This window comes from Paenibacillus sp. FSL R5-0475 (assembly GCF_038004585.1).
Taxonomy (GTDB): Bacteria; Bacillota; Bacilli; order Paenibacillales; family Paenibacillaceae; genus Paenibacillus_AQ.
This window is the reverse complement of record NZ_JBBORK010000001.1, coordinates 1751270-1776475: the sequence shown is the minus strand read 5'-3', so window position 1 is coordinate 1776475 and position 25206 is coordinate 1751270. Positions and strand designations below refer to the sequence as shown.

Here is a 25206-nt window from a genome sequence, read left to right as displayed (position 1 = left end):
AACAAAAAAACTCGGCTCAAACTTATCGTTTGAACCGAGCCTATTTAATATTACTTAATTCATAAACTTCAAATATTGCAAAAGCTGTTTAATCATCAACGCTGCCTCAGCACGTGTTGCTGCGTCTTGCGGAGCAAATGTTGTTTCTGTTTTCCCTTTGATTAATCCTTTCTCTACCGCTTCTGTTACCGCTTGGGTAGCATAATCAGAGGTCTGGTTCTGATCAGCAAATGGAGTACGTTGTTGCGCTTCAGTTCCGTTATCACTTTGCACGAGATGAATAGCTTTCATGATCATCACGACCATTTGCTCTCGTGTAATCTGTGTATCCGGACTAAACTTCCCTTCGCCAACGCCTTGAACCAAACCGAGTTTCGCTGCTGTATTCACGTCCGGCGCATACCACGCTGTGGCACTAACATCTGTAAACACATTTGTTAACGAATCCGTTGATAATCCCAGCCCTCTAACTAATAGTGCTGCAAATTGAGCTCGTGTGACCTGGCTTGCTGGAGCAAAGGTCCGCTCCGTCATTCCGTTAATGATCAGTTTAGATGCCAACGTCTCAACATCCTTTTGCGCCCAATGTCCCATCATGTCATCGAATGTTTTCTTGTTCTGAACGATTGCGTATATGCCATTTAGTTGACCGAATATTGAGACTTCAGTCTTGCCGTTCTTCATAGTGAACACCGATGGCACGAATCGCAATTGTCCTGTAAGCGGATCGATCATAACTGCGGTTGCAGTCGAAGGATCTTGAATGACACCATTCATATACATAACGCGCGTCACAAAAGAATTCCCCAGATGTTGGATCTCCTCTTCTTTATCATTCGATTTAAGAATGACTTTGAATGCGATGATGTCACTTATCCGCTTCAAGCCTTTTTCTAATTTAGAGTGTTCGAACTTTTGATCCTGCTGTGAAGTCAAATTATCGATTCGAATGACTAAGGTAGCACCCTCATCTTTAGCAGCCTTCTCCACATCCTCACGATTCAGAATGGAAAGCGGAAGGTCATAAGAACCCAAATGACTTCGTAAGGTGAAAATAGTTTCGCTACTTCCTTTCATACTGTTGTACAAAATTGGAAGAGGGAACTCTACAGCGTTCAAGTCATGCTCTCCTGGAATTTCAAAATGAAGAACCGAACGATCCTTAGCTGCCATGAGATCAGCTAATTTCTGTGCCAATCGCTTGCTATCAATGACCGCCGTCACCGACGTGTGCCCGTCTTGCGTTGAGATCCGTAGTTCCGTTTCTTTCAGTTCATAGCGATTCGGATCTTCTTTGACTTGTGGCGTAGTTGTGTTTCCACTGCTGTTGTTAGTATTACTATTATCGTTACCGTTGCCATTTCCGTTTTCATTACCAGATTGATTGCTTTGTCCTGTAATGGTTATGGATTTTTCTCCAATTACTCCGGAGCCGTCATTTGCAGTTACAACCACTTTTACGATGCCATCCTTAGCAGCTGTCAGCAAACCATGAACATCAATGGTCGCTTTATCTGTAGCTGTTCGGCTATCAGCTTCGAATACAGCCCATGTTACCGACTTATTCGTAGCATTATCAGGCAGCACGATAGCGCCTAATTGCAGGCTTCCGTTCTTAGCAGTAATCGTAGACACATTACCCACACTAGTGATGTCAATCGTTCCAACATACACTGTTTCAGTACCCGGATCGATAATGTCCGTTTGACCACTTATGGTTATAACCATGTCTCCTTGGACACCAGAACCATCAACTGCTGTAGCTACCACCTTCACAGTCCCGTCTTTCACAGCTGTGAGCAAACCGGATACATCAATGGTTGCGATATCCGTTTCTGTTATACCATCTACTCCGTATACAGCCCATGTTACTGACTTATTCGTAGCATTTGCAGGCAGTACGGTAGCGCCTAATTGCAGGGTTCCGTTCTTAGAAGTAATCGTGGACACATTTCCTGAGCTTGTGATGTTTATCTTTTCAACATTCACTGGATCAGTGCCTGGATCGATAATGTCCGTTTGACCACTTATGGTAATATCCATTTTATCATGAACACCAGAGCCATCCGTTGCTGTGGCGACCACCTTCACGGTTCCATCTTTCACAGCCGTCAGCAAACCGGAGAGATCAATGTTCGCTTTGTCCGTTGCTGTTGTGCCATCTTCTTCATACACAGCCCATGTTACCGACTTATTAGCATGGGTAGGAAGTACGGTAGCGCCTAATTGGAGCGTTCCGTTCTTAGTCGTAATCACTGATGATTCACTTGTAATCGTGATCGATTGCACCATCTCATGATTGTTGATACTCTCCTCCATCGCTTGCAACGCAGCAGTTAAATCATTCGCCGCTTGCTGCAATTGCTGTTGCGTAACAGATAAGCTGTCACGTACTTTCTTCGCTTGATCAATGGCTTTTTGCAATGTTTGTTTTGAACCTTCTGGATACTGGCCATCTTCAGTCCCTTCAATAGCAATGTCGTGCATGCTTTGTGCACTCATGATAAGTACTTCAAGGTCTTGATAGTCTATATCCATTTCATTCTTCACGATGTTAAGCTCTGCCGCGGAAGCCAATCCACCATGACCTTCGATAGCAGTAAGTCTTAGGTATCTACTAGCGACCGGAGTGAATTCTGCGTTTTTCTCAGTGCTGTCATCATCCCAGCGTCCGCTAGTAACCGGTGTGAAGTTGACTCCATCCAAGCTTGTTAATAACTCATAAGAAGTAATATTTCCGTTTTGTGCCCCATTTTGCCTTGGCAAATACTTTAATTTCGAAATGACGTGTGTATTCCCAAGATTAAGGGTGATCGACTGTGGAAGCGGATTAGACAAATCCCACTTCGTATGCCAGATTGTCGCCGGATTCCCATCGATGGCTTGCGAAGCATCATTATTATCACCACTTGTCTCTTCACTCGTTGCCGTAGCTGTCATTTGCGATTGCGGGATCAACGACGTATCCATCGGAACTGCGCCGTACACGTCAAATTCCCAAAAACTTGCCCAACCATCGGACATATCCGTCACATGAATTCGTACATACCTTGCGTGCGTATTGAAATAGTCGAACTGCACTTGCTGTGAGCTTGACTTTTCTACTACGGATGCCCAGTTTACATCGTCTTCTGAAACCTCAATTTGATATCCATACTTTTTATTATCCATTTCCCACTTCACTCGAGTACCCGATAAATCGTAAATCCCCCCTAAATCTACCTTGTACCAATGTCCGACATCTCCGTCGGCCGCGCTCCAACGAGTCGTTTCATTCCCATCGTTACCAGCCGCTTCTGGGTTGTTGCTTTGATAGCTGTCTGCGGTAGCGGGCTTATTAAGCGCAACGTTCTGAGGATCACTAAAGACTTGAATTTCCTTGATCGCTGGTTTCTCTTTTCCACTGCCCCCTGCTAGTGATTCTACGGATACCCGTACATATCTAACCCCAGTTGCCGTATAGTTGTCCGGTCTCATATCTTGACCTGAGGCCGAGCGGCCCGCCATTTGTAACCATTCTTTACCGTTGGAGGAAACCTCTATTCTATAGGTGTAATAGATGTTATCCCTTCCCCAAAGGATTTTGCTGCCTGTTAAATTGTAGGAGGCACCTAGGTCCACTTGCCACCATCCAGGGGCATTGCTACTAGCCTCCCACCATGTGGCATTGATTCCGTCGTTTGCATGGATAGGCTCATTTCCAGTTACCGAACTGCTTGCGCTGACGGATTTATTCAATGCGACATTTACCAACTCTGGGCGCTGAGTCGCCTGATTTTGAAACGGAGCTACGCCAAACACTTTTAACTCGTTGAAACTAGCCTGACCGGTTTGCACACCCGTTAACGTTACGCGTACATACCGAGCATTAGCAACAAGCTTATCCCTCTGCTGTGCTGTTGCTATCGTATTTTTGGTTTTATCCAAAATGGTCGTCCAGTTCCCCTGATCTTCGGATACATCAATTTTGTACTGATTATAGGAGCTACTATTCGCCCAAACGATTTCAGATCCCGTAATGTTATAGGCTTCTCCTAAATCTACTTCCCACCATTGATCTGAATTGCTGTTTGTAGCTGTCCATCCAGTAGTGTCATCTCCATCATTTCCGTTCGTTCCTGGATTTTCGCTTTGCTCGCTGCTTGTTCTAACGGTTTTGTTTAAGGCAACATTCTCACCTTCAAACCAGTTGTCTCCTCCATCACTTCCACCGGGAACAAACATACTTTGATTTGGAACACTGGTAATTTCAGCACTTCCCGACAGCAATCCGCTCGCTGAGGCCGTTAATTTCAAAGTGCCATCCACAAGAGAAGATTTCACAAGCGCAGCGGCAACGCCACCTTCCACGGCAACCGGATTGGCAAAGGTTCGTGTCTCACCATTTCCGATGAGCCCTCCTGGGCCACTCAAGTTTAAAGAAACTGAAACATCATTTGTCGGAACTATATTGTTGTTAGCGTCCCGCACCGTAATATAAGCCATTACCAGATCGGAGCCGTCTGCAACAAGTTCCTTCCCCTTCTTATCGTACTCAACCGCCAAATGATCCGCCTGTCCCGGCGTATTCACGGTATGAGAAGCGACGACCTCACCGTCAATCAATCCATCAGCCCGCAACGTTCCTGCTGACCAAGGAACATTGTTGAAAGTAAATGTCGGATGGGCGACATACTTTAATCCGCTGTCAGGACTACGGGTATCAATCAGTTTATTATTCAAATAAAGTTTAATTTGCTGCGTATTGCTAGTTACTGTAACATTCCTAGATGAAGATGGTGTCCAATAATTAGCGATATAAACCATCGGTCCAGAGTCGATACCACTTAGCTTCACATCAGGATTACGCTGACTTTGGAAGAAATAATAATTAAATTTCGGATAACGATCCAGATCCACTAGGCCTGAATATGCCGGGTCAGAATCCATACCCCGGTTGTTGTCGCTAAAGCTCCAAACTGAATGTCCGGCTATACGTGGATTGGCATTGAGGCCCGCCCAGTCGAAGTAGCCTTCACCATTTAGCGCCTTTTGACGCATGATGATGGAGTTGAGCATGTCGGTTTCGCCCACTTTGCGGACTGATCGATATCCCGTAGGACTTGTTGCGCTTTCCGACCAATCATCTCCCCATTCCCTCGTAAAGAGTGGTTTGAATGCTGTATCTAATTCTTTGTAGTTCACATCATAAACTTCTTTTCCGAAGAATCCGTATTCTGCAGATGTGTATGTCTGATCTCCTGGATATTCTTCATGGGTAGCATTATGAGCGTTTTGTGCATACTCCAGCGAGTAGAACGTTTCATTCAAGCTGGATTCCCACATAATAATACTCGGATGGTTTCGATCACGGCGTACCATATCCCGTATGGCTTGATAAGAACGCTCTTGGAAGACAGAATCTCCGAAGAACTGCCAGCCTGGCGTTGGGGCGATGACAGTCAATCCAAGCTCGTCTGCCGCATCCAGGAACGCAGGATCCTGTGGATAATGACCCGTACGCACATTATTGAAACCGCCTTCTCGAAGCTGCATAGCGTCTCTGTACTGTCCAGAGTTAGGCATTGCATTACCGACATACAAATACTCTTGGTGGCGATTTGCGCCATTTAACATTAATTTTTCACCATTGATAAGAAAACCTTGATCAGGTGTAAATTGAATGTGACGAATCCCGATACGGGTCTTATAGCTATCAACATAAGCAGCTCCATCATTCACAGCGGTATACACCGTATACAGATTAGGATGGTCAGGATGCCAAAGCTGTGGTTTGGATATCGTCGTCGATTGGACAAATGTATGATCGCTTCCCGCTCCTATTTTCTGTGGATCACTCACCATTGTGGCAACCACTTGATTATTGCTGTCTACAATCGTGGTTTTTACACTGGTGTTCTTAGCGCTCGTGTATTCATTGATGATATTTGTCTTCACCTGCACCGTCGCTTCCTCTTTGCTCACCTCTGGGTAAGTAACAAAGATGCCACCGTCCGCCACCTTATTTGCGTATATAGCATCGGAAACGTGTAAATTGTCCATGACATGCAGTTTAACATCTCGATAAAGTCCGCCGAAATATTGAAAGTCCAAACCGCTTTGCGGCTTGCCAGGTGGCGTTTGTGGGTCATCTCTGTTATCAAGCTTGACTGTAATGACGTTCGTTGCCCCCTCTAATTGAACATATTTCGTGATGTCGAATGTAAACGGGGTGTAGCCTCCGTGATGGACACCTAGATAAGTGCCGTTTATCCACACTTCAGCGTTGATCATCGCACCTTCGAATTCTATAAATAGCTTCTTGCCGCTGTAAGAATTGTCGAGTGTGAAATGTCTTCGATACGTTGCAAAGCCTTGGTAACTTTGATTAGAGCCGCCGCTAATCTTTGGCTCCAGACGCACGCTATGAGGCAGATTGACTCCCTCCCAGGTGCTATCGTCAAAACTTGCCACTTGGGCTCCGCTTACATCTTCACGTTTGAATAACCAACCCGTGTTGAAATTTAATTCCTCTCGGTTCGTTGGATCAGTTGACGGGTTCTCATCATTTTGACCAGTGATGATAATAATTTTTTCACCGAAGAGAGAAGAATCATTCGTCGCCGTTGCAACGACTTTTACATTTCCATCCTTCGCAGCCGTCAACACACCAGCTGGATTGATTACCGCTTTATTTGTTGCAGTGCCATCCACTTCAAAGACACTCCAAGTCACTGGCTGATCAACCGGGAGTACGACTGCCCCTAAAGAAAGACTTCCGCCTTTAACGTTAATCCGGTTAGTTGTGCTTGTGATGGTGATAGATTTAGCATTCGAATCATTAATTTTGAGCGATTCAAAGGTTTGTAGCGCAGTATTCAAGGTATCGTAAACCTTTTGTAACTGCTGTGATGTGATTGAAGTGCTATTAATGACTTGTTGTGCTGTTTTAATGGCCGCCTGTAGCGTTTGTTTCGAACCAGCCGGATATTGACCTATGCTACTTCCTTCAACGGCGCCATCATGCTTGCTTTGTACATTCGCTATAAGCTTAACTAATTCCTGATACCCTACGTCACTAGCATCTTTGCTAACATGGAGCTCTGCCACAGATGCATAGCCTCCATGACCTGCAGTAGCGGTAAGCTTCAGGTATCTGCTTGTAATCGGAGCGAATGTTGCAATTTTCTCATTGCTGTCATCACTCCAGCTTCCGCTTGTAAACCGTGTAAATGATATTCCATCCAAGCTTGTTGATAGCTCATAAGATGTAATATTTCCGTTTTGTGCCCCATTTTGTCTTGGCAAATACTTTAGTTTAGATACCATTCTTGGTTTCCCAAGATCTAAAGTTATCGATTGTGGCAACTCCGCAATAGGTTCCCATTCTGTATGCCAGATGGTTGAGGGATCTCCGTCTATGGCATTACCCGCTTCTTCTCCGCTGTGATGACTGGTAGCTTTCGCTGTCATTTCACTTTGCGGAATCTCAATAGCTTCTGAATCGTCAGGTGTATAATCATTCGTTCGCGTAACAACAAACCCTTGAGCCCCATCCACGGAGTCCTTGCCAGGAATCATGCGATTGAAGTTGATTTTTTTATCAACATCGCTTTCTTTGAAGCTGTTTCCCGCTATGGTAACATCCTTGGATGCATCCAAAGCAAGGTCAAAACCACCCTGATTCGCGGTATTGTTCGTAAACGTAAAGCCGTCTACACTCTTTGCATAAATCTCAGAGTTGCCGTCCGGTTTATTAAACTGGTTACCGTCAATCACGATATGACTATGTACAGTCTTATCGGGATTCGTCAGAGAGGTGCTCGGCTCAACGCTAATCACCGCATTCCCGTTATTATTAAACGTATTGTTGCGGATCAAGACATCCTTCACCATGCCAGATTCGTACCAGCTACTCGCATCATCAGCGATCAGAATCGCACTCATCTGCATACCATTAAAGGTGTTATTCTCGATTCGGACAGGACCACGCGTTGTCACGAGAATGCCTCTAGTCGGAATCGTTTCAAACGTAGAATTCGTAATGCTAACCTTCGGTGTCCATGTAGCATTTTCCACCACATAGTCATTCTCAGTTATCAATGAAGGTACCGTCTTATCTAGCGTAAGGAGAATTTGAGTATCATTAATACGTGTTACGTTGGTGACCACAGCACTTTCCTTAGAAAGCAAAGTAGATTTATTGATGTACTCCATCGTATCCCCTACGGCAAATGCATCAAAGCCCCAGCTCTCAGGATGCATAAATTGGACCTTCACCTGATTGGATGCCGGAATCTGTACAATCTGCAGATGTGTACCATGAATATTAATGGCATCATCTTGCGCTCCAGCAAAATAGGAGTTCGACACCTGAATATCGCCTTTGCTTCCCGAAACTTGCAGGAAGTCAGCCATCGAAGCGTTTGTTCGTCCACTTCCTGCCTTAGGTGCAAAGCTCATCTTATCGATCGCTACATTTTCACTATATTGACTGACAATTCCCAGCCCCGGAACAGCGTAGAAATTGACATCAGACCACGCAATATCTTTGCTTCGATAAATCAATGCGCCTTGTTCTCTTCTAGCTGTATCCCGTAGCTGAAAAGTGTTTCCTACCGTCACATTCGGGCTTTTAGAGAAATTGAATTGCACCTCACGTTTACCGAGATCCTTCGCGCTTGTTGAGCTGTCGAGAGGATTAGCCACTCTCCAAGTTTGTTTAGTGACGGGATTATACTCTTGCACAACTCGTACATTTTGAGTTCCATTCTCTGTCCAGTTCTCTTCTCCGAACCATACTAATTGATTATTCTGAATAGAGTACCATGAGTCCTGATGTATGCTTGCTTTCATGTAGTTATCGCCTACTTCAGTAACGGTCATCTCCGAAACTACTGGACGGTTAAAATCAATGTTAATTCCATTCACCTTGATATTTGTCGCATGGTCAAATGCAATAGGCGTCATCACACCATGGAACAACAAGGTTGAGCTATTCCCACGAATGGTAAGATCATCGATATCTTTGAATAGAAGACCTACCTTTCGAGTGCTGCTTGGCGTCTGTTGGATAGTTGATGTATTTGAAATGAAATATTGCACTTTATTCGCGGTTGATGCTTTAAAGTGATAAGTATCCGTCGGAAAGTCTAGAATAACAGGCTTTTGCGCCTTCTTAACAGCCTCAATTGCTGCTCTAACCGCATCCCCTGCGTCTTCCCCTTTATAATTCAGAGTTATCACACTATAGTTAACCCCATTAATTGTTTCTTTAGTTTGTTTATAATAATCTTCGGATTTATTCACGCCCTTAACTACACGAGACTGAATATCCGCACGGTCGACTGAAATAAATGTGTTATTTGCATTGGCATTCTTCTGATCTGTCACCCGGATTTTGAGCACATGCTCCTGATTCAACATCTCCGAGCTTTCAAAAAGCAGTTGTTGATCTAAACGCGAAGAGGCGTAAGTATCAACCAGTTGTTCAGGACCATCGTCGATGGAAAACGCAACCATCCCCTGATTATCGTTCTTAGCTCCATACAATCGCACCTTTGAGCCAGTAAAACGCAAAAGTGCGTATGAACCCGCCTTGTTAGAGTAGTGGTTGTCACGACTGAATGCCCCACCTTCGGAAGTAGTATAGTCCCAACCTGAACTGTATACAAACTGATCACTTCCTGATCCAGTTGCATTGTCGTTCACGGTTCTATATAACGAAAATACAAACTTCTGATTATTTCCTGTTCCGGCTTTATTTTGCACGAATTGTTCACCGTTTGATAAACGGTTATCAGGCATTTCAATGACTTTGCCACTAGCCCGGTTTTTCAATTGAAAGTAACCATCACCTACATCTACGACAGACCATTCATCTTTGTAGTTCGTATCACCGATGAAAGTGGCTTGAATAATTCCCGCACCATCTGCTGTTGAAGCATTCTCTACAGCCAATGCTTTTGAACTGCTCATTGAAATTATTTTGTAATAGCCTGGATCTGTCTTCATAAACATCCATTGCTGATTCCAGCCTGAACCTGCAGTCCATTGTATGATTGCGGCCCCGTCTGCTTTTGAATCTTCATTTACGTCCATACGAAGATTGCTGTGTTGAACCGTTAGATTGAACTTCTGCTGATCATATAAATCTCTTACAGGATCTATTTTCAATAATTGTTCATCTGAATCTGTTATTGAAGTTTGGATCAGCTGTGCCCCATTCTCTGTGTTGCCTGATGCCGAAAGTGCTTTATCGCTATTGCGATTAACCAACAGATAATAACCGTTCCCTTTATCTACGAGTAGCCATTCATCATTATATGATTTGTCTGATGTATAGGTTTGCTGTACAAGCTTCGCACCATCATCCTTTGATGAATCTAATACGGCAATCGCTTTTTTACTCGTGTTATTAGTAATTTTGTAGTAGCCATCACTTACACTTTCTAAATACCACTGCTGACTGCTAGATAACGATTCTGGCATTTGAATAACTGCTGCTTGCTCTTGCTCCGATGCCCCTTCAATGTCCAGTAAATGACCGCTGTTCTTCATTGTCATCTTATACATTTGTCCGTCTTGAAGAGGAATTGAAACAATCGAGTAAACGTCTCCAACTTGTGTGTCGAAGGAAATTTGATTGTTATTGTCTACAGTATAATTTACCTTCTCCCCAACCTGATTTATGATACTTGCACCTGCTATGTTTGGATAGGCAATCACTGCACGATTACCTTTGTTTGATTTGACGCTGATATTTGTAGCTCTTGAATGGTACCATTTCACACTAACCTCAAATCCCCCGCGGGCAACTAAGCCTGAATAGCTTCCTTCTGGCCATGATGCAGGAAGCGCCGGCAAAACATCAATATTATCCAAATGGCTTTGCAGCAGCATTTCAGACATACCGGACGTAGCACCAAAGTTGCCATCGATTTGGAAAGGTGGATGCGTATCGAACAAGTTATTTAATGTACTTCCGGTAAGCTGACCTTCCAGAATGGTATGTGCATGTGTACCATCTTGCGCACGAGCCCACATGTTAATTTTGTTAGCTTTGCTCCACCCTGTACCTTCGTCTCCACGATGCTGTAACGACACTTTAGCTGCTTCCATGAGCTCGGGTGTATTTTTGTTAATTTGCTTGCCAGGATACAAGGCAACTAATTGAGACAAGTGACGATGCTTGTTATTAGGATCGTCGATGTCTTCTTTCCATTCTTGAATTTGACCATACTTTCCAATCTTAATTGGAGATACTTGTTTTAATTTACTTTGGACTTCCGCACGAAAATCAGAATCAACAGCTAAGGTTGTACTAGCCTCCAAATAATTAGTAAATAAGTCTTGTACAAGCTGCTGATCGTAAGCACATCCTGTGCTGATCGTACCTTGTTCTGGAGAAAAACAAGGTGTGGATACCAATGTTCCATCTGAGTCTTCTACTAAAAACTTAGTCCAAAATTGTGCCGTTTCCTTCAAAATTGGATAAACTCGTGACTTCAGTAGATCAATATCTCCAGAAAATTTATAACTCTCCCAAATATTATTTGCTATAAAAGCATTGGATGCCGGCGACCAGCCCCAATCAAAATCCCATCCAGGCGCAGTATATCCGAACGGATTGTTTGCCACTCCAATCGACCACGCATTAGTAATGCCATAATATTTTTCGGAAGAAATACGCCCAGGAGTACGTAGCGAATCTATGTAATCGATCAGTGGTGTCATTGTCTCCGAGAGATTCGTTACCATCGCTGGCCAATAGTTCATTTGAATATTGATATTAAAATGATGGTCGCTGCTCCAAGGCGCTCTATTTGAATCATTCCATACGCCCTGTAAGTTGGCCGGTAGTGAACCCGGACGAGAAGATGAAATTAACAAATATCGCCCATATTGATAAAATAAAACCTCGAGCGCTTTACTTTTCGTTCCCGCATAGGTGGCTAAGAGCTCGTCTGTCGGAATCGTAGGTTTAGACTCCCCCAAATCTAGTTTCACACGATCAAACAAAGACTTATAATCTTTCTTGTGATTCTCAAGTAGTGTTTCGTAAGATTTACTCTCTGCGGCATCTAATATCGCCACTTCCTCATTATGCGGATCAGTTCCTCTATAAGTTGGATAGCTGTTGGCATAGTTGGTGCCTAATGACGTAAGGATGGTTAATGAATCTACATTCGCTGCATGGATCTTTCCGTTACCTGATGTTATATTTCCACCTTGATTTAGGACGCGGAAGTTACCTTCATATAGCATATTGTTGTCTAGTACATTACCCCTAATATTAATGTTGTTGCCATTCGCCGTGACGGTCCCTCCCTGAGCACTTGTCGGGCGTACATCCAAGGACAGCTTACCCGGCTGATTGGCTGTCAGGCGAGTAACCATTACTTTATCTGGATAACTGACAAAGTATTCTCGTGTATACTCTACTCCATCCAGCGTGTATTTAACTCGAGATATCGCGTCTTCAAGATCAAGCTCCCGGCGATAATTCTCTACATTGGTTGTTGAAGACTTCTCAAAGTCCAGGTACAAGTCACCAAAGGTTAGATAACTTCCTAAACCTTCATTCAAACCTGTAAGATTCTCATCCGCTTCTTTGTGAGCACCATCGATATCCCCCTCGCGGAGTTTAGCTCGGACACTCTCTAAATGATCTTCACCACCCTCGCGATTACCGAATGTATACGGGTTAGAAGTTGTTGGTTCATCCGTGGAAGGCCAAGTATATACAAAAGAAGAACCTGGACCACCAGACCACAACGTTTTTTCATTTAACTGAATGCGTTCTTGCTCGATGCCACCGAAGATCATCCCTCCCATAAGGCCATTGCCAATTGGAAGCGCATCAGTTTCCCAATTTATCGCCGGTTGTCGGTACCATAGGGACAATTTATTCTCCGGAGCATCAGACATTCTATTGATTGCGCTTACAGGTTCTGCTTTAGCTATGGGAACTGATATAGGATTCTGAATAATTAAGCTCAATGATAAAGCGCTCACAGTCAAACGTTTAGCTAAAGGTTTGATTTTAATCAAGATCATTCACTCCTCCTTATAACTAGTTGATAATCATTGTGCTCGGTTCACAGTTCAGTGTGAGCCGAGCACAGTTTTCAAACATTTATCTAGTTCATAAACTTCAAGTATTGCAAAACTTGTTTGATCATCACCGCTGCCTCAGCACGTGTGGCTGCATCTTGCGGAGCAAAAGCTGTTTCTGTTTTGCCTTTGATTAATCCTTTGCTTGCTGCTTCTGTTACGGCTTGGGTAGCGTAACCAGAGATACTAGCTTGATCGGCAAATGGAGTGCGCAATTGAGCTTCTGCTCTATCATCTCCTTGAACGAGCTGAATAGCGTTCATGATCATCACGACCATTTGCTCTCTCGTAATCCGTGAATCCGGACTAAATTTACCTTCACCAACGCCTTGAACCAAACCAAGTTTCGCTGCTGTGTTCACATCCTGTGCATACCACGCAGTTGTATTAACATCTGCAAACACATTCGTTAACGACTCCGTCGATAACCCCAGTCCTCTTACCAGTAGTGCCGCAAATTGAGCACGCGAGACTTGACTAGCTGGCGCAAACGTCCGTTCCGTCATTCCGTTAATGATCAGCTTGGATGCCAGCGTCTCAACATCCTTTTGCGCCCAATGTCCAATCATATCATCGAATGCCTTCTTGTTCTGAACGATGGTGTATAGACCATTTGCATGTCCGAAGATCGAGACTTCAGTCTTGCCGTTCTTCACGGTGAACACCGATGGCACGAATCGTAGTTGTCCCGTAACCGGATCGAACATAACAGCGGTCGCAGTCGCTGGATCTTGAATAACGCCATCCATATTTATGAAACGTGTCATAAACGGATTTCCGAAACGTTGAAGCTCTTCTTCTTTATCATTCGATTTAAGAATGACTTTGTACGCGATGATGTCGCTTACTCGTTTCATTCCTTTTTCTACTATGGATTTTTCAAACTTCTGCTCATGCTGTGAAGTCACATTATCCATTCGAATGATTAAGGTTGCACCCGCAACTTTAGCTGCTTTCTCAAGTTCTTCACGATTAAGATTGGCAAGTGGAAGTTCATAACTGCCTAAATGGCTTCTTAGTGTTATGATTGTTTCCTTATTTGCTTTCAAGCTGTTGTACAAGACATCCAATGGCAAATTGACTGCATTCCATGAATTCATTCCCGGAATCTCGATGTCAAGATTAGGGGTTCCTGTAGTTTTGTTAAGAGCTTCTAACTTCTTCGCTAAAGCTTCCTTATCGATATTAATGGTCAGGCTCGTTGTTCCGTTCTGTGCAGTTTCACTTTGTAGTTCTTTTCCTGCTGGAACATAACGATGTGGATCTTCTTTTGTAGGAGGGGTCGTTGGTGTAGGTGTAGGACTCGTTGATGTCGTTGGGTTGCCTGGATTTGTTCCTGGGCTTGGAGTAGGCTCTGGGCTGTCATTTTGACCGCTTATCATAATCTCTTTTATTCCGTAAACAGTGGTGTTATCAACGGATGTTGCAACGACTTTCACAACGCCGTTCTTCGCAGCCGTTAACAACCCATTTGTATTGATGATTGCTTTATCCGTTACAGTTTTTCCATCTGCTTCATAGACCGCCCACGTAACGGACTTATTCGTAGCATCAGCTGGTAGAACTTCCGCTTGTAACTGCAGAGTTCCTTTCTTCACTTCAATGGACGACGAAACGCTCGTGATTGAGATAGACTGTACTTTAACATGTTGATTCTTTGAAGCCTCTAATACTTGAATTGCTGAATTCAAATCATTTGTTGCTTGTTCTAACTCAGACTGTGTAGCTGAATCATTGTCATGCACTTGCTGTGCCTCCATGATCGAATCCATCAGTTTCTGTTTCGAACCTATTGGATACTGACCAACAGCCGTTCCTTCCACGACTAAATCATGAATGGCTCGTGCATCAGCGATTCGTGCGGCAAGTTGTGCTCTATTAACATCATCGCTTACGATCACATTCGCAACAGCTGGGATCACTGTGCCGTCTACCGCTCCACTTACGCTAAAGACACCCGCTTCGGCATACTGTGAAGGATCAATTACGTCCCATACAACTGATTTATTTTGGGTTGTTCCATCGCTGTATACAGCCGTTACAACTGTTGGCAGTACAGGTGGAGTTCCAATCACCGTAGCTACATTGACTGGCATGATATTTGTAATCACTGGTGCAGCTACAGGCTCCCATTTCGCATAGAGAGTAATATCATTTGCCGGAACCGTATCAACAGTAAAATCCCATACTGTATTCAAGGCTGCGTCTTGATACCAATTCACAAATTTAAATCCATCACGAGTCGGTTCTGTAGGCGCAGTAATTTTCGTACCGACTTCAACCCCATACAAGGAAGAAATCGAACTTCCTCCATTACTATTGAAGTTAATAGTCGTACCGGTCTTGAATAGAGAAGTATCCCACTCATCATGCCAACTTACCGCAATTCTGCGATTCTCGTTATCGAGTTCAATCGGAAGCCAAACATATCTGGAATCACTCAAATTACTCGGGTACCAGCGATCGGCCATAAAGATAAATTTATTCGGTACCAGAACACCATTACCATCCCGATAAGGCAGTACAAACGTGCTTTGGCTCCTGAAGGTATTTCTATTGTCATTAACCATAGGATTTCCTTTATTTTCCCACGGTCCAAACATTCCCTCAGTGGAGACGCGGTATTGGGCTTCGTTAGGATCCCAACCGGACAAACCGGACGTAATCATATAATAGACTCCGTCTTGCTTAAAGATCGTTGGTGCTTCTCTCCAATCTTTAAATGCTCTCACATAGTGAGTTCCTTCTAAGGATTCACCCTTCTCATTCTGGGCTGGACCAGTATAATCATCGTTCAACATCATGATTATGGTCGTAGCATTTTCTTCGGAAGAAAAAATCAAGTAGGCTTTGTCATCCGTCGCTTCATTACCATCGTCATCGACATACAAGGTCATATCCCGAAGCATTCCTTCATTGCCACCTTTATCACCTACATTTGGCAATCGGGATGTGCCGAGATATGTGAATGGTCCAGTCGGCGAATCGCTTACAGCAACACCACCTTCTGCTGTCCAATATTCGCCAGCAATCGGTCCGTCTTGATGCCACCACATCACATAATTGTTGTTCTTCTTGTTGTAGACGACTTTAGGACGCTCGACAACTTTATCCCAGTTGAAATCTTTATACATCTTTTGCTTCTCTTCATTCGAATAATTCGAATACAGCGCATTTAGCTCAGCGATTCGAGCTGGTGAATTATGTTTACTGAGCGTATTGTTTGGCGCTTTCATGTTACCTGTGTAATCTTCATCTTTACTTTTAATTTCTACTTTCCTATCCGGATCGTATGGAACCCCGCTATTCTTGTACGTTTCAGAATTTTCATCCAGATATAATGGCAGGTCATTTCCAGCCGGCACTACAGCTTCGCCAAGTTGAGGGTTATTGAAGACAGGCAATACGATGCCTTCATTTTGCCATTTGTACAAATCTTTGGACGAATATGCGTGAACTCCAGTAGGAAGATAACCTTCCGTCTTGTCTTCACCGTACCAGTAATATGTCTTATTCTTCTCGTTGTACAGAATGCCTCCGCCATGTGCTTGAATCGGTACGCCTTCCGTATCTAACCATACTTCACCACTCTTAATGGAGTTTCTGTTATTTACAGTCAAATAGAGATTGTATAAGTCTTTTATCTGTCTGGTGTATTGCGAAATGCTTTCTTCGGTTAAATCACTAAGATCACCGATCGTTGTAATTTGCTTTTCTATCGCAGCTTTCACTTTTGGACTAATGTCTGACAACGTACGCAATTGATCGATTGCTGCTTGTAGTTTACTAGTATCAAAAGTCGCTGTTTGTTTCTGACTAACTGCAATTTCTGCAGCGCTGAGTGTGTTACCGTCACCGCCAGTAGTTATAGCCTGAATGGCGATATACCGAGCTTCAACGGATTTGAACGTTGCGGATTGAACACTCGTGCTATAGTCATCAAAAGAGCCATTTGCTGCAAATTTGAAATTCTCGTCCAAATAAGCTTGCGTACCGACAGCGTCAGCAGGTAAATCCTTCAGGTTCGCATCGCTGTAATAGATTTTGAACTGTTTGATGCGACCATTCGCTTTGTCTAGTCTTGGTGTAACAAGCACCTTCCCAACGTCAGGAACGCTCTCTCCCAGATCTATAACGATATAATCGCCAGATTTGTATTTCCGTCCGTTCTTGTCCCAGTTAGATTCGTAGAAGGTAGAAATATCGTTATCCACCATTAGATTAGCAGGATTCGCGTGATAGGCTTCTGGTGTATAGAAAAGGCTCATTCCCTTAATATTTGGATTACTGTTTTGAATATTGGATATTTCAGTAAAGATACGGCTGGCAAATTTCGCGATCTCTTCTTGTGTCGCTGTTGCGCTATTTAGCAGAGTACTAGCTCGACTAAGGATCGCGTCGAGATTCTTGAAGTAAGACTCATCTTTCCCAGAATCTGTTTTGAACTTCTCTGCAGCTTGAATTGCGCTGTCTAAGCTGGAGAAATCCACTTTATATCCCTGCTTGTTAAAAATATTGATCTCTGCAGCCGATGCATATTGCTTACCTGCATCGCTTCTCGATTCAAGTGCAGTAAATCTAACATATTTAGCATCCTGCGCATTAAAGGTTGCTGATTTCTCTGTCTTATCGGCATTCCAAGTTCCTTCTGCAACTACTTTGGTGAATTTATCACCATCGTCACTTACAGAAACTTCGAACTTAGTGACTACACCATTCCAGTCCACATCCTGTCGTGGCAAATATTGAAGTTTGTAAATACCGTTATATGCTTTACCGAGATTATAAGTAATGGAATGCGGAAGTGTTGAATATTCGTTGTTATATGCAGTATGCCATTTAGTCCAAATATCGCCATCAATAGTTTTCTCCGGCCCATCCTCAGATGCGGAATTGTCAGACGTTGCCGTCATCTGGCTTTGTGGGATAAGTCCTTGGCCTAAAACGCTATATTCTACGTTCAGTTTGTAAACGATTTGCGTGATCTCTTCCTGTGTTGCTAAAGTGTTCTTTTGAACAACTTTGGCTTCATCCACCAAATCTTGCAATTCCGATACATTTACATTTGCGTTATTAGCTGAGATATAGTCTTCTGCTCTAGAAATTGCATTAGCGAGTAAAGTCGTATCCACTGTGAAATTGGACTTTCTCATAATATTTATCTCTGCAGCCGATGCGTACTGCGCTCCAGACCCATTACTTTCATCTACCTTTAACCTTACAAACTTCGCTTTTCGCGAAGAAAACGTTGCAGTTTTTTCAGATTTATCGTTCTTCCAGGTTCCTATCGCAACCGGTGTGAAGTTATCGCCATCCGAACTCACTTCGATGGTAAACTTCGTTACGATACCGTTCTCATCTTTATCTTGCCGAGGCAAATAGCTCAGCTTGTTGACATCATCATATTGCGCTCCAAGATCATAAGTAATCGAATGCGGTCCTGCATTATAAGGGTCCCATGACGTATGCCAATTCGTCCAATTATTCCCATCCAGTGTTCTTTCAGCTTCTTCACCAGACTGAGCACTACTTGCGGTTACCGTCATATCGCTCTGAGGAATAAGTAAGTTGCTTGTAAAGGAAGCTCCATCAATTACGAAAGTTGTAATAGATTTCGCGCCAACCTTAGCTTGCAGCATTTTATCCAAAACAGGAATTTTGCCCTTTTGTACGACATTCTCTGTCGCGGAAGAAACATAAGGCGTTGCATCCCCAGTGACCGTATCAAACTGTGACAAATCTAAAGAAATATTTTGACTGGTTACGTTAGGATTTCTATATACAACATGAATTTTTTTAGTTGAAGGATCATAAGCGGCCAACGTGTTATCGTCGGTATCCTCTATGAAACGTGCACCCTGCGGAATAAATTTACTAAATTGCTGCATGGCGTAATACTTCTTCGTATACCACCATTCTTGCGTGTCGAAATCTGCATGAAGGAGACCCCAGTTCATGTTCTCCTTATCCTTTTGCATATTCTTCTCGCTTTCAAATGCTTGCCAAGTGATCCACGCCGTAGGTTCTAGCCAAGTAATGTCCGTCATAATTCTTTCTGCCAATGCTAGTGCTGGTTCGAAATCATCATGGTCGTGGGCAACCCCAGAAGGACCTAAATCCACTTCAGACATCCACAACGTCTTGTCTGCAGCTTTCGCGGCATCTCTGATCTCAGCTCGCTTTGAACCACCGTAGGAGTGGGTATTCATTTTACCAACATTAGCTTTAGTTGTCTCATCATAAGAGTTCCAGTTACTTACAAAGGTGTCCAGAATAGATTCATCCATGGCAGCTATTTGTACAGATTGTAGATTTGCTGCATCCAATTTAGCACGTGTCGTATTTATGATCTTCATTTGAGAACCAACATCCCAGTGGGAACCCTCTTGACCCCCACCGAATCCCCAGTAACTCGTACTAGGTTCATTCACTGGTGATAGATAATTGAAGTCAATATTCCAGTCATCTTTGAAATGCTTAACCACTTCTGTCAAATAATTAGCAAAGTTCTCGTACTCATCCGGCTTCAAGTTGTCTTTTCCCGAATCCCAGTGACCAGTCGTACTTCCGCTTTCCGTCATATAATACGGAGCAGAGTTCGAGAACGCTTCCAGAATGTTGGCACCTCGTTCTTTAGCCGCCTGCAGCCACCAACGCTGATTAGCATCTTGCGCCCAATCAAATACTCCAGGTGATGGCGAGAATCCGGGTACTTCCCCTCCTTGGCGCATCGTATTGTAAGCAGGATTCTCTCCGCCGCCTATATTATATCTAGCAATATTAAAATTCAATCCGTCTGGAGAATATAGTGCATCAGCCATTGCATTTTTGACTTTATCGTTCCAACCACCAGTGACATTACCAAACCAGGCAAGTGAGGTTCCCCACCCCTCCCAAGATTGCTTCATATGGTTTGGATCTAATTTAATCGTAGTATTCGCTGCATCTACCTTCTGACCTGTTAAACCCATAAACATAGGTACGACTAAAGAAATAGAAAGAAAAGACATGGTCAACCTTCGTTTAACTGTAGTAATCATCCAGATTACCCCCTTCTCATAAAAATGATCATAGAAACCACTTCTTTACTATCTTCCGATCAACATTGCAAACTATTTTTTAGATTACAAACACCTCCTCCATAAAATGTAAACGATTACATATATGTATAAACCAACTATTCAATCATTCACAATAGGATTTGGTTGCCCCAACCTTATCCATTGAGGCAACTGCTATCCGTCTCTAATTATGCTCTGCGAATTGTAAATTCAAAATCCAAATCTATTGATGGATCAATTAAATATTCATCAAGAACTGGTGCTCCCCAGCTGTCATCACCGCCAACGCCCATTTGACGACCGGCGATCGTAACAACGGTATGATGAATGTTCGGCAGCTCATAATGATGCGTCGCATTCTCCAGCTCCATTGCCGAATATGGCGATATGTTGGCTTCAACAGGAGCTGAGACTGGTGATGATATTATAATCCCTTGACCAAGATCGTTGGTTACGGATACTTCGCGCACACCTGTACGGTTGCCCGATTCCTGCGGTACCAAATAGGACGATACATTGTCCACCGCATGATTCTGAAAGCGACACAATCTCGCGCCAAACGAACGGTCAATATAATTTTCTTCTGGCCCATTCGCATACCAATTCAGCTGGTAATAATCCGCTGGCACCTTGAAGGTTAAAGCGAAAAGGGGAAACTTCGGTAAACCCGGCTCTCCATGGTAGCTTGATTTTACCTTTATGCTCCCATCGGAGAACACCGTGTAAGTTACACTTACTCGTACTCCCTCTGACACACTCAGTTTATACACGTAAGTCACAGTCGCTCGGTCTTCTTCTTCCATAAGCTCAAAACTTAAGGTTCTTCGGCTCAAGCTTGCAGCATACCAAGTGGAAGAGTCGAAATGCATTCCCGCCCCCTTGTCGTTGTCTGTCATCGCTCTCCAGAAGAGCGGTGCCGGCGGCGAAGAGATCATTTCCCGTCCTGAATATTTGACCGATATTAGTGTACCAGCCTGCTTCGAGAACATTACAGAGAAGTCACGACCGTGAACGCCAATATTTACATCCCCTTCAACTACGCGAAAATCATTTACACTAGTGCTTACCTTAGGCTGTGTTGTAACCTCATCTTCTGACTTGTTCTCCACTTGAAATACATACTGTCCAAAAGCGATTTCATAACCAGCGCTTGCCCATAACGTATCTTCTTTGAGCACAAGAGAAACATCTAAACTATACTCACCAGACAGGTTAGTCTCTGGTAAATCAAGTTCTACATATCTTTCTTCTCCGGGTTTAACCTGGGCGAATACAATGCCTCGATGGAATTCCTTGCCCTCATAATTCAGACAATAGTTCAATTTATAAGCATCCAAGCCAACAAATAAGTTCTCATTTCTGATGATAACCCCATAGCAATCAGGGGAAAGCTTGACGTTCTGATATAGAAATTTCACTTCCTGCATTTTCGGAGACCATCTGCGATCCGCATACACAATTCCGTTTCCGGAGAAGTTGTAATCGGTTGAACGGTCATCGAAATCTCCACCATAAGCCATATAAGGTTTGCCATATCGATCATTTTTTACGATGACCTGATCCATGAAATCCCAGATAAATCCACCTTGATACATTGGATACTTCTGCTCTAGCTCTGTGTATTTATGCAATCCTCCAACGGAATTCCCCATCGCATGCATGTATTCGCAGCTAATATATGGCTTTAATGGATTCTTTTTTAGATACATTTCGATATCTGCTGCTTTCGCATACATCCGGCTTTCCATATCACTCGCATCATCATAATCCCGGTTATGGAACACCCCTTCGTAATGAACCAGACGCGTAGAATCCTTCTCACGAAAATAATTCGCTACGTTCCGAATGACTTCTCCGGCAAATGACTCGTTGCCACAGGACCAAATCAGAATCGATGGATGGTTCTTGTCTCTCTCCACCATGGAAATCGCACGATCCATTACGATATCCTGCCATTCAGGCTTACTGCCCGGTATGTTCCAAGACGGTTCAACAACACCCATTTTTTGCCATGATCCATGCGACTCTAAATTCATCTCGTCAATAACATACACACCGTATTCATCACACAGCTCATACCAGAGTGTTTCATTCGGATAGTGCGACGTCCGTACAGCGTTGATATTCGCCTGTTTCAAAGTCTTTATATCCCACAGCATATCTTCTTTCGTAATACTGCGTCCGAAGCGCGAATTAAACTCGTGCCGGTTGACACCTTTGAATACAATACGTTTACCATTTAAGTGCATAATCTTATCGATCATCTCGAATTTTCGAAATCCAACCTTTTGCGGCACGACTTCCACAAGATCCCCGGATGCGTTGAAGACAGATACATAAAGGGTATACAAATTAGGATCTTCTGCGCTCCACAGATGAACCTTTGATGCCTCAACCGTAAGCGAAACGGAATCTCCTGAAACTCCAGTCTCACTACGAACTACAAGATTACCTGCCTTATCCTTAAGTTCAAGGACCACTTTCGAAGCAGACTCACCCATCAACTGCAATACAGCCGTTAGCGTTCCCTGCTCAAACTTCTCATCCAGATCGGTCTGAACGTGGAGATCCCTCACGTGAACATCAGGCACAGTATATAGATACACATCGCGAAAGATTCCGGAGAAGCGCCAGAAATCCTGATCCTCCAACCAACTTCCGGTACTGCGCTGATAGACCTCAACCGCCAGCTTATTCTCACCTGCCGTCAAGTACGGTGTCAGATCAAATTCACTCGGCGTAAAGCTATCCTCGCTATACCCAACAAACTCCCCATTTAGCCAGATATAAAAAGCAGATTCAACTCCCTGAAAAGAGATATACAGTGGACGTTGCTCCCAGCCCGCAGGCACTTCAAAATATTTAACATAGCTGCCTACGGGATTGTGATCCTCAGATATCATTGGAGGTCTAAGATGCTCATGACCATCCCATGGATACATCGTATTCACGTACTGAGGCTGCCCAAAACCCTGAAGCTGGATATGTCCAGGAACCTCAATATTATCCCATCCTCTACAGGACACGTTCTCCTTATAAAAATGCCCCTGTCGTTCCATAGCATTGTGAGCGTAGCTAAATTTCCAGCTTCCGTTCAGGCTATGGCGCCAACGCATATCTCCAAGCCCTTCGGCTTCAAATTTCGTCTCGTAATACCGATGATCGGAGTGCGCGTGTATTCTGCCTACTGCATAAATGGAAGGGTCTGACAACCATTCCAGGCTTGGAGTGACGCCCCGTTCAACCTGCTGCTTCATCTAATTTTCCTCCTTCTGCTATTAAAATGATCGCTTTCTTATTTAACTGAACCCGTCATACCAGCCACAAATTGCTTTTGCATCATGAAGAATACAAGTGCAGTCGGCAGAGTCGTAATGACAATCGCGGACATAATCAGACCATAGTCAGGCGCATAACCCGATCCAAGATTCGATATTAGCAATGGCACGGTCATATTTTCTGGTGATTGCAATACGATCAAAGGCCATAAATAGTTGTTCCAGCTGTTAAGGAAGGTGATAATCGCCGCGGCAGCATAAGTTGATTTCATCGTTGGCATATATATGCGGAAGAATAAACCAAATTCCGAAAGACCATCGATGCGACCGGCTTCCATCATTTCTTTAGGAAACATTTTTGTGTTTTGACGGAAGAAGAAAATTAAGAATGCTGTTGTAAATGTCGGCATAATAACTGCTGCTGCCGTATCGATACCAAGGAACGGCACAACACTCGATACTTTGGCAAACATTTGAAATAGAGGTACCATGATTGCCGCAAACGGAATCATCATAGAGGCTAGTAAGATATTAAATACGATATCTTTACCACGGCTGCGGTACATTTCAAAACCATATCCAGCCGCCGATGCTACTAATAGGGAAAGTAAAGTAGTAACAACAGAGATTTTTGCAGAATTCCAAAGAGCCTGCCACATATCCACTGAACTAAAGAGATTGTCTATATTTTTAAAGAGATGCGTACCCGGAAGTAATGTCCCTTTAGTTACATCAACCGACTGATTTGTGGCACTAATAACCATCCAGATAAATGGAAAGATAGAGATCAGCGCAGCGATGACTAGAAACAGGTAAGTAAACATGCGTTTAGTTTTCATTATCTCTTGTCTCCTCCTACTTTGTTCTGAATCAGCGTCAGAATGAGTACCATTACAACAATCGAGTAGGAGACGGTTGCAGCGTATCCAAAGTCAGGTGTGTATTCAAAGGAAAGGTTGTAAATATATTGGGAAATCGACATGGTTGCGTTGCCGGGTCCACCTTTCGTGATGTTAACCACCTCATCAAACAACTGAAGTGTTCCAATGGTCGATGTTATCGTCGTAAACAAGATAATCGGTTTCAGTAGAGGAATTGTGATTTTGAAAAATTGAGTAAATGCACTAGCGCCATCTATGTGAGCAGCTTCATAAATAGATTTGTCTACATTTTGCAGGGATGATAAATAGAAAATCATATTATAGCCAGTAAAGCGCCAGGTGATAGCAATGATGATCGTAACTTTGGCCCAGAAGGGGTCAGTAATCCATTGAATCGGTTCGCTGATTAGATGAAAATTCACCAGAAATTTGTTAATGATCCCTTCGGCTCCAAACATGTACTTGAAAACAACGGAATACGCTACAAGTGAGGTTACCGTCGGCAGAAATATAGCCGTTCTGAAAAAGCCCTTAAATTTCAGTCTATCGTCATTTAGCAGGACGGCGATAAAGAGCGCCAGTACCAGCATGACTGGAACCTGAATAATCAAATAAATAAATGTATTTTTGACGGCAGTAAGAAAAGTAGTATCGCTAAACAATCGAATATAGTTATCTAGTCCGGTAAAATGAAGATTGCTTCCTCTACCCGACTTAAAAGATAGAATTAAAGCTTGAATCATAGGATAAAAATAGAAAACGCTGATCATAATGACCGGCACAAGGACGAATAACCAACCCGTCAGACGGATCTGCCGTGACCCTTTAGAGCTCTTATGTTTTTGCGGGCTTAGCCCTGTCTTTATAGTTTCCACTCCACTCCGCACCCTT

5 protein-coding genes are annotated in these 25206 nt (G+C 43.4%); all 5 read right to left on the bottom strand.

What is annotated here, in order from left to right; translation table 11 throughout:
* Nucleotides 1-54: 54 nt before the first annotated feature.
* Complete coding sequence (locus MKX41_RS07795; protein ID WP_340969398.1) at nucleotides 55-13038, bottom strand: glycosyl hydrolase family 95 catalytic domain-containing protein; 12984 nt, start codon at nucleotides 13036-13038, stop codon at nucleotides 55-57.
* Nucleotides 13039-13121: 83 nt separating this feature from the next.
* The gene (locus tag MKX41_RS07790; RefSeq protein WP_340969397.1) at nucleotides 13122-20135 is read right to left on the bottom strand and encodes a discoidin domain-containing protein; all 7014 of its coding nucleotides are present in this window, start codon (nucleotides 20133-20135) and stop codon (nucleotides 13122-13124) included.
* A gap of 209 nt (nucleotides 20136-20344) precedes the next feature.
* A complete protein-coding gene (locus tag MKX41_RS07785; protein ID WP_340969396.1) occupies nucleotides 20345-23413 on the bottom strand; it encodes a glycoside hydrolase family 2 TIM barrel-domain containing protein in 3069 nt (1022 codons plus the stop codon).
* A 38-nt stretch (nucleotides 23414-23451) separates the two neighbouring features.
* A complete protein-coding gene (locus tag MKX41_RS07780) occupies nucleotides 23452-24273 on the bottom strand; it encodes a carbohydrate ABC transporter permease (RefSeq protein ID WP_042188171.1) in 822 nt (273 codons plus the stop codon).
* On the bottom strand, nucleotides 24273-25085 hold the full coding sequence (locus MKX41_RS07775) for a carbohydrate ABC transporter permease (protein ID WP_379423446.1): 813 nt from the start codon (nucleotides 25083-25085) through the stop codon (nucleotides 24273-24275). The genes MKX41_RS07780 and MKX41_RS07775 overlap by 1 nt, the downstream gene beginning before the upstream one ends.
* Nucleotides 25086-25206: the final 121 nt, after the last annotated feature.

What these genes read in the sequence shown, in the direction of transcription:
- MKX41_RS07795 (WP_340969398.1), bottom strand. Translation starts at nt 13,038, where the DNA reads ATGATCTTGATTAAAATCAAACCTTTAGCTAAACGTTTGACTGTGAGC.
- MKX41_RS07790 (WP_340969397.1), bottom strand. Translation starts at nt 20,135, where the DNA reads ATGATTACTACAGTTAAACGAAGGTTGACCATGTCTTTTCTTTCTATT.
- MKX41_RS07785 (WP_340969396.1), bottom strand. Translation starts at nt 23,413, where the DNA reads ATGAAGCAGCAGGTTGAACGGGGCGTCACTCCAAGCCTGGAATGGTTG.
- MKX41_RS07780 (WP_042188171.1), bottom strand. Translation starts at nt 24,273, where the DNA reads ATGAAAACTAAACGCATGTTTACTTACCTGTTTCTAGTCATCGCTGCG.
- MKX41_RS07775 (WP_379423446.1), bottom strand. Translation starts at nt 25,085, where the DNA reads ATGATCAGCGTTTTCTATTTTTATCCTATGATTCAAGCTTTAATTCTA.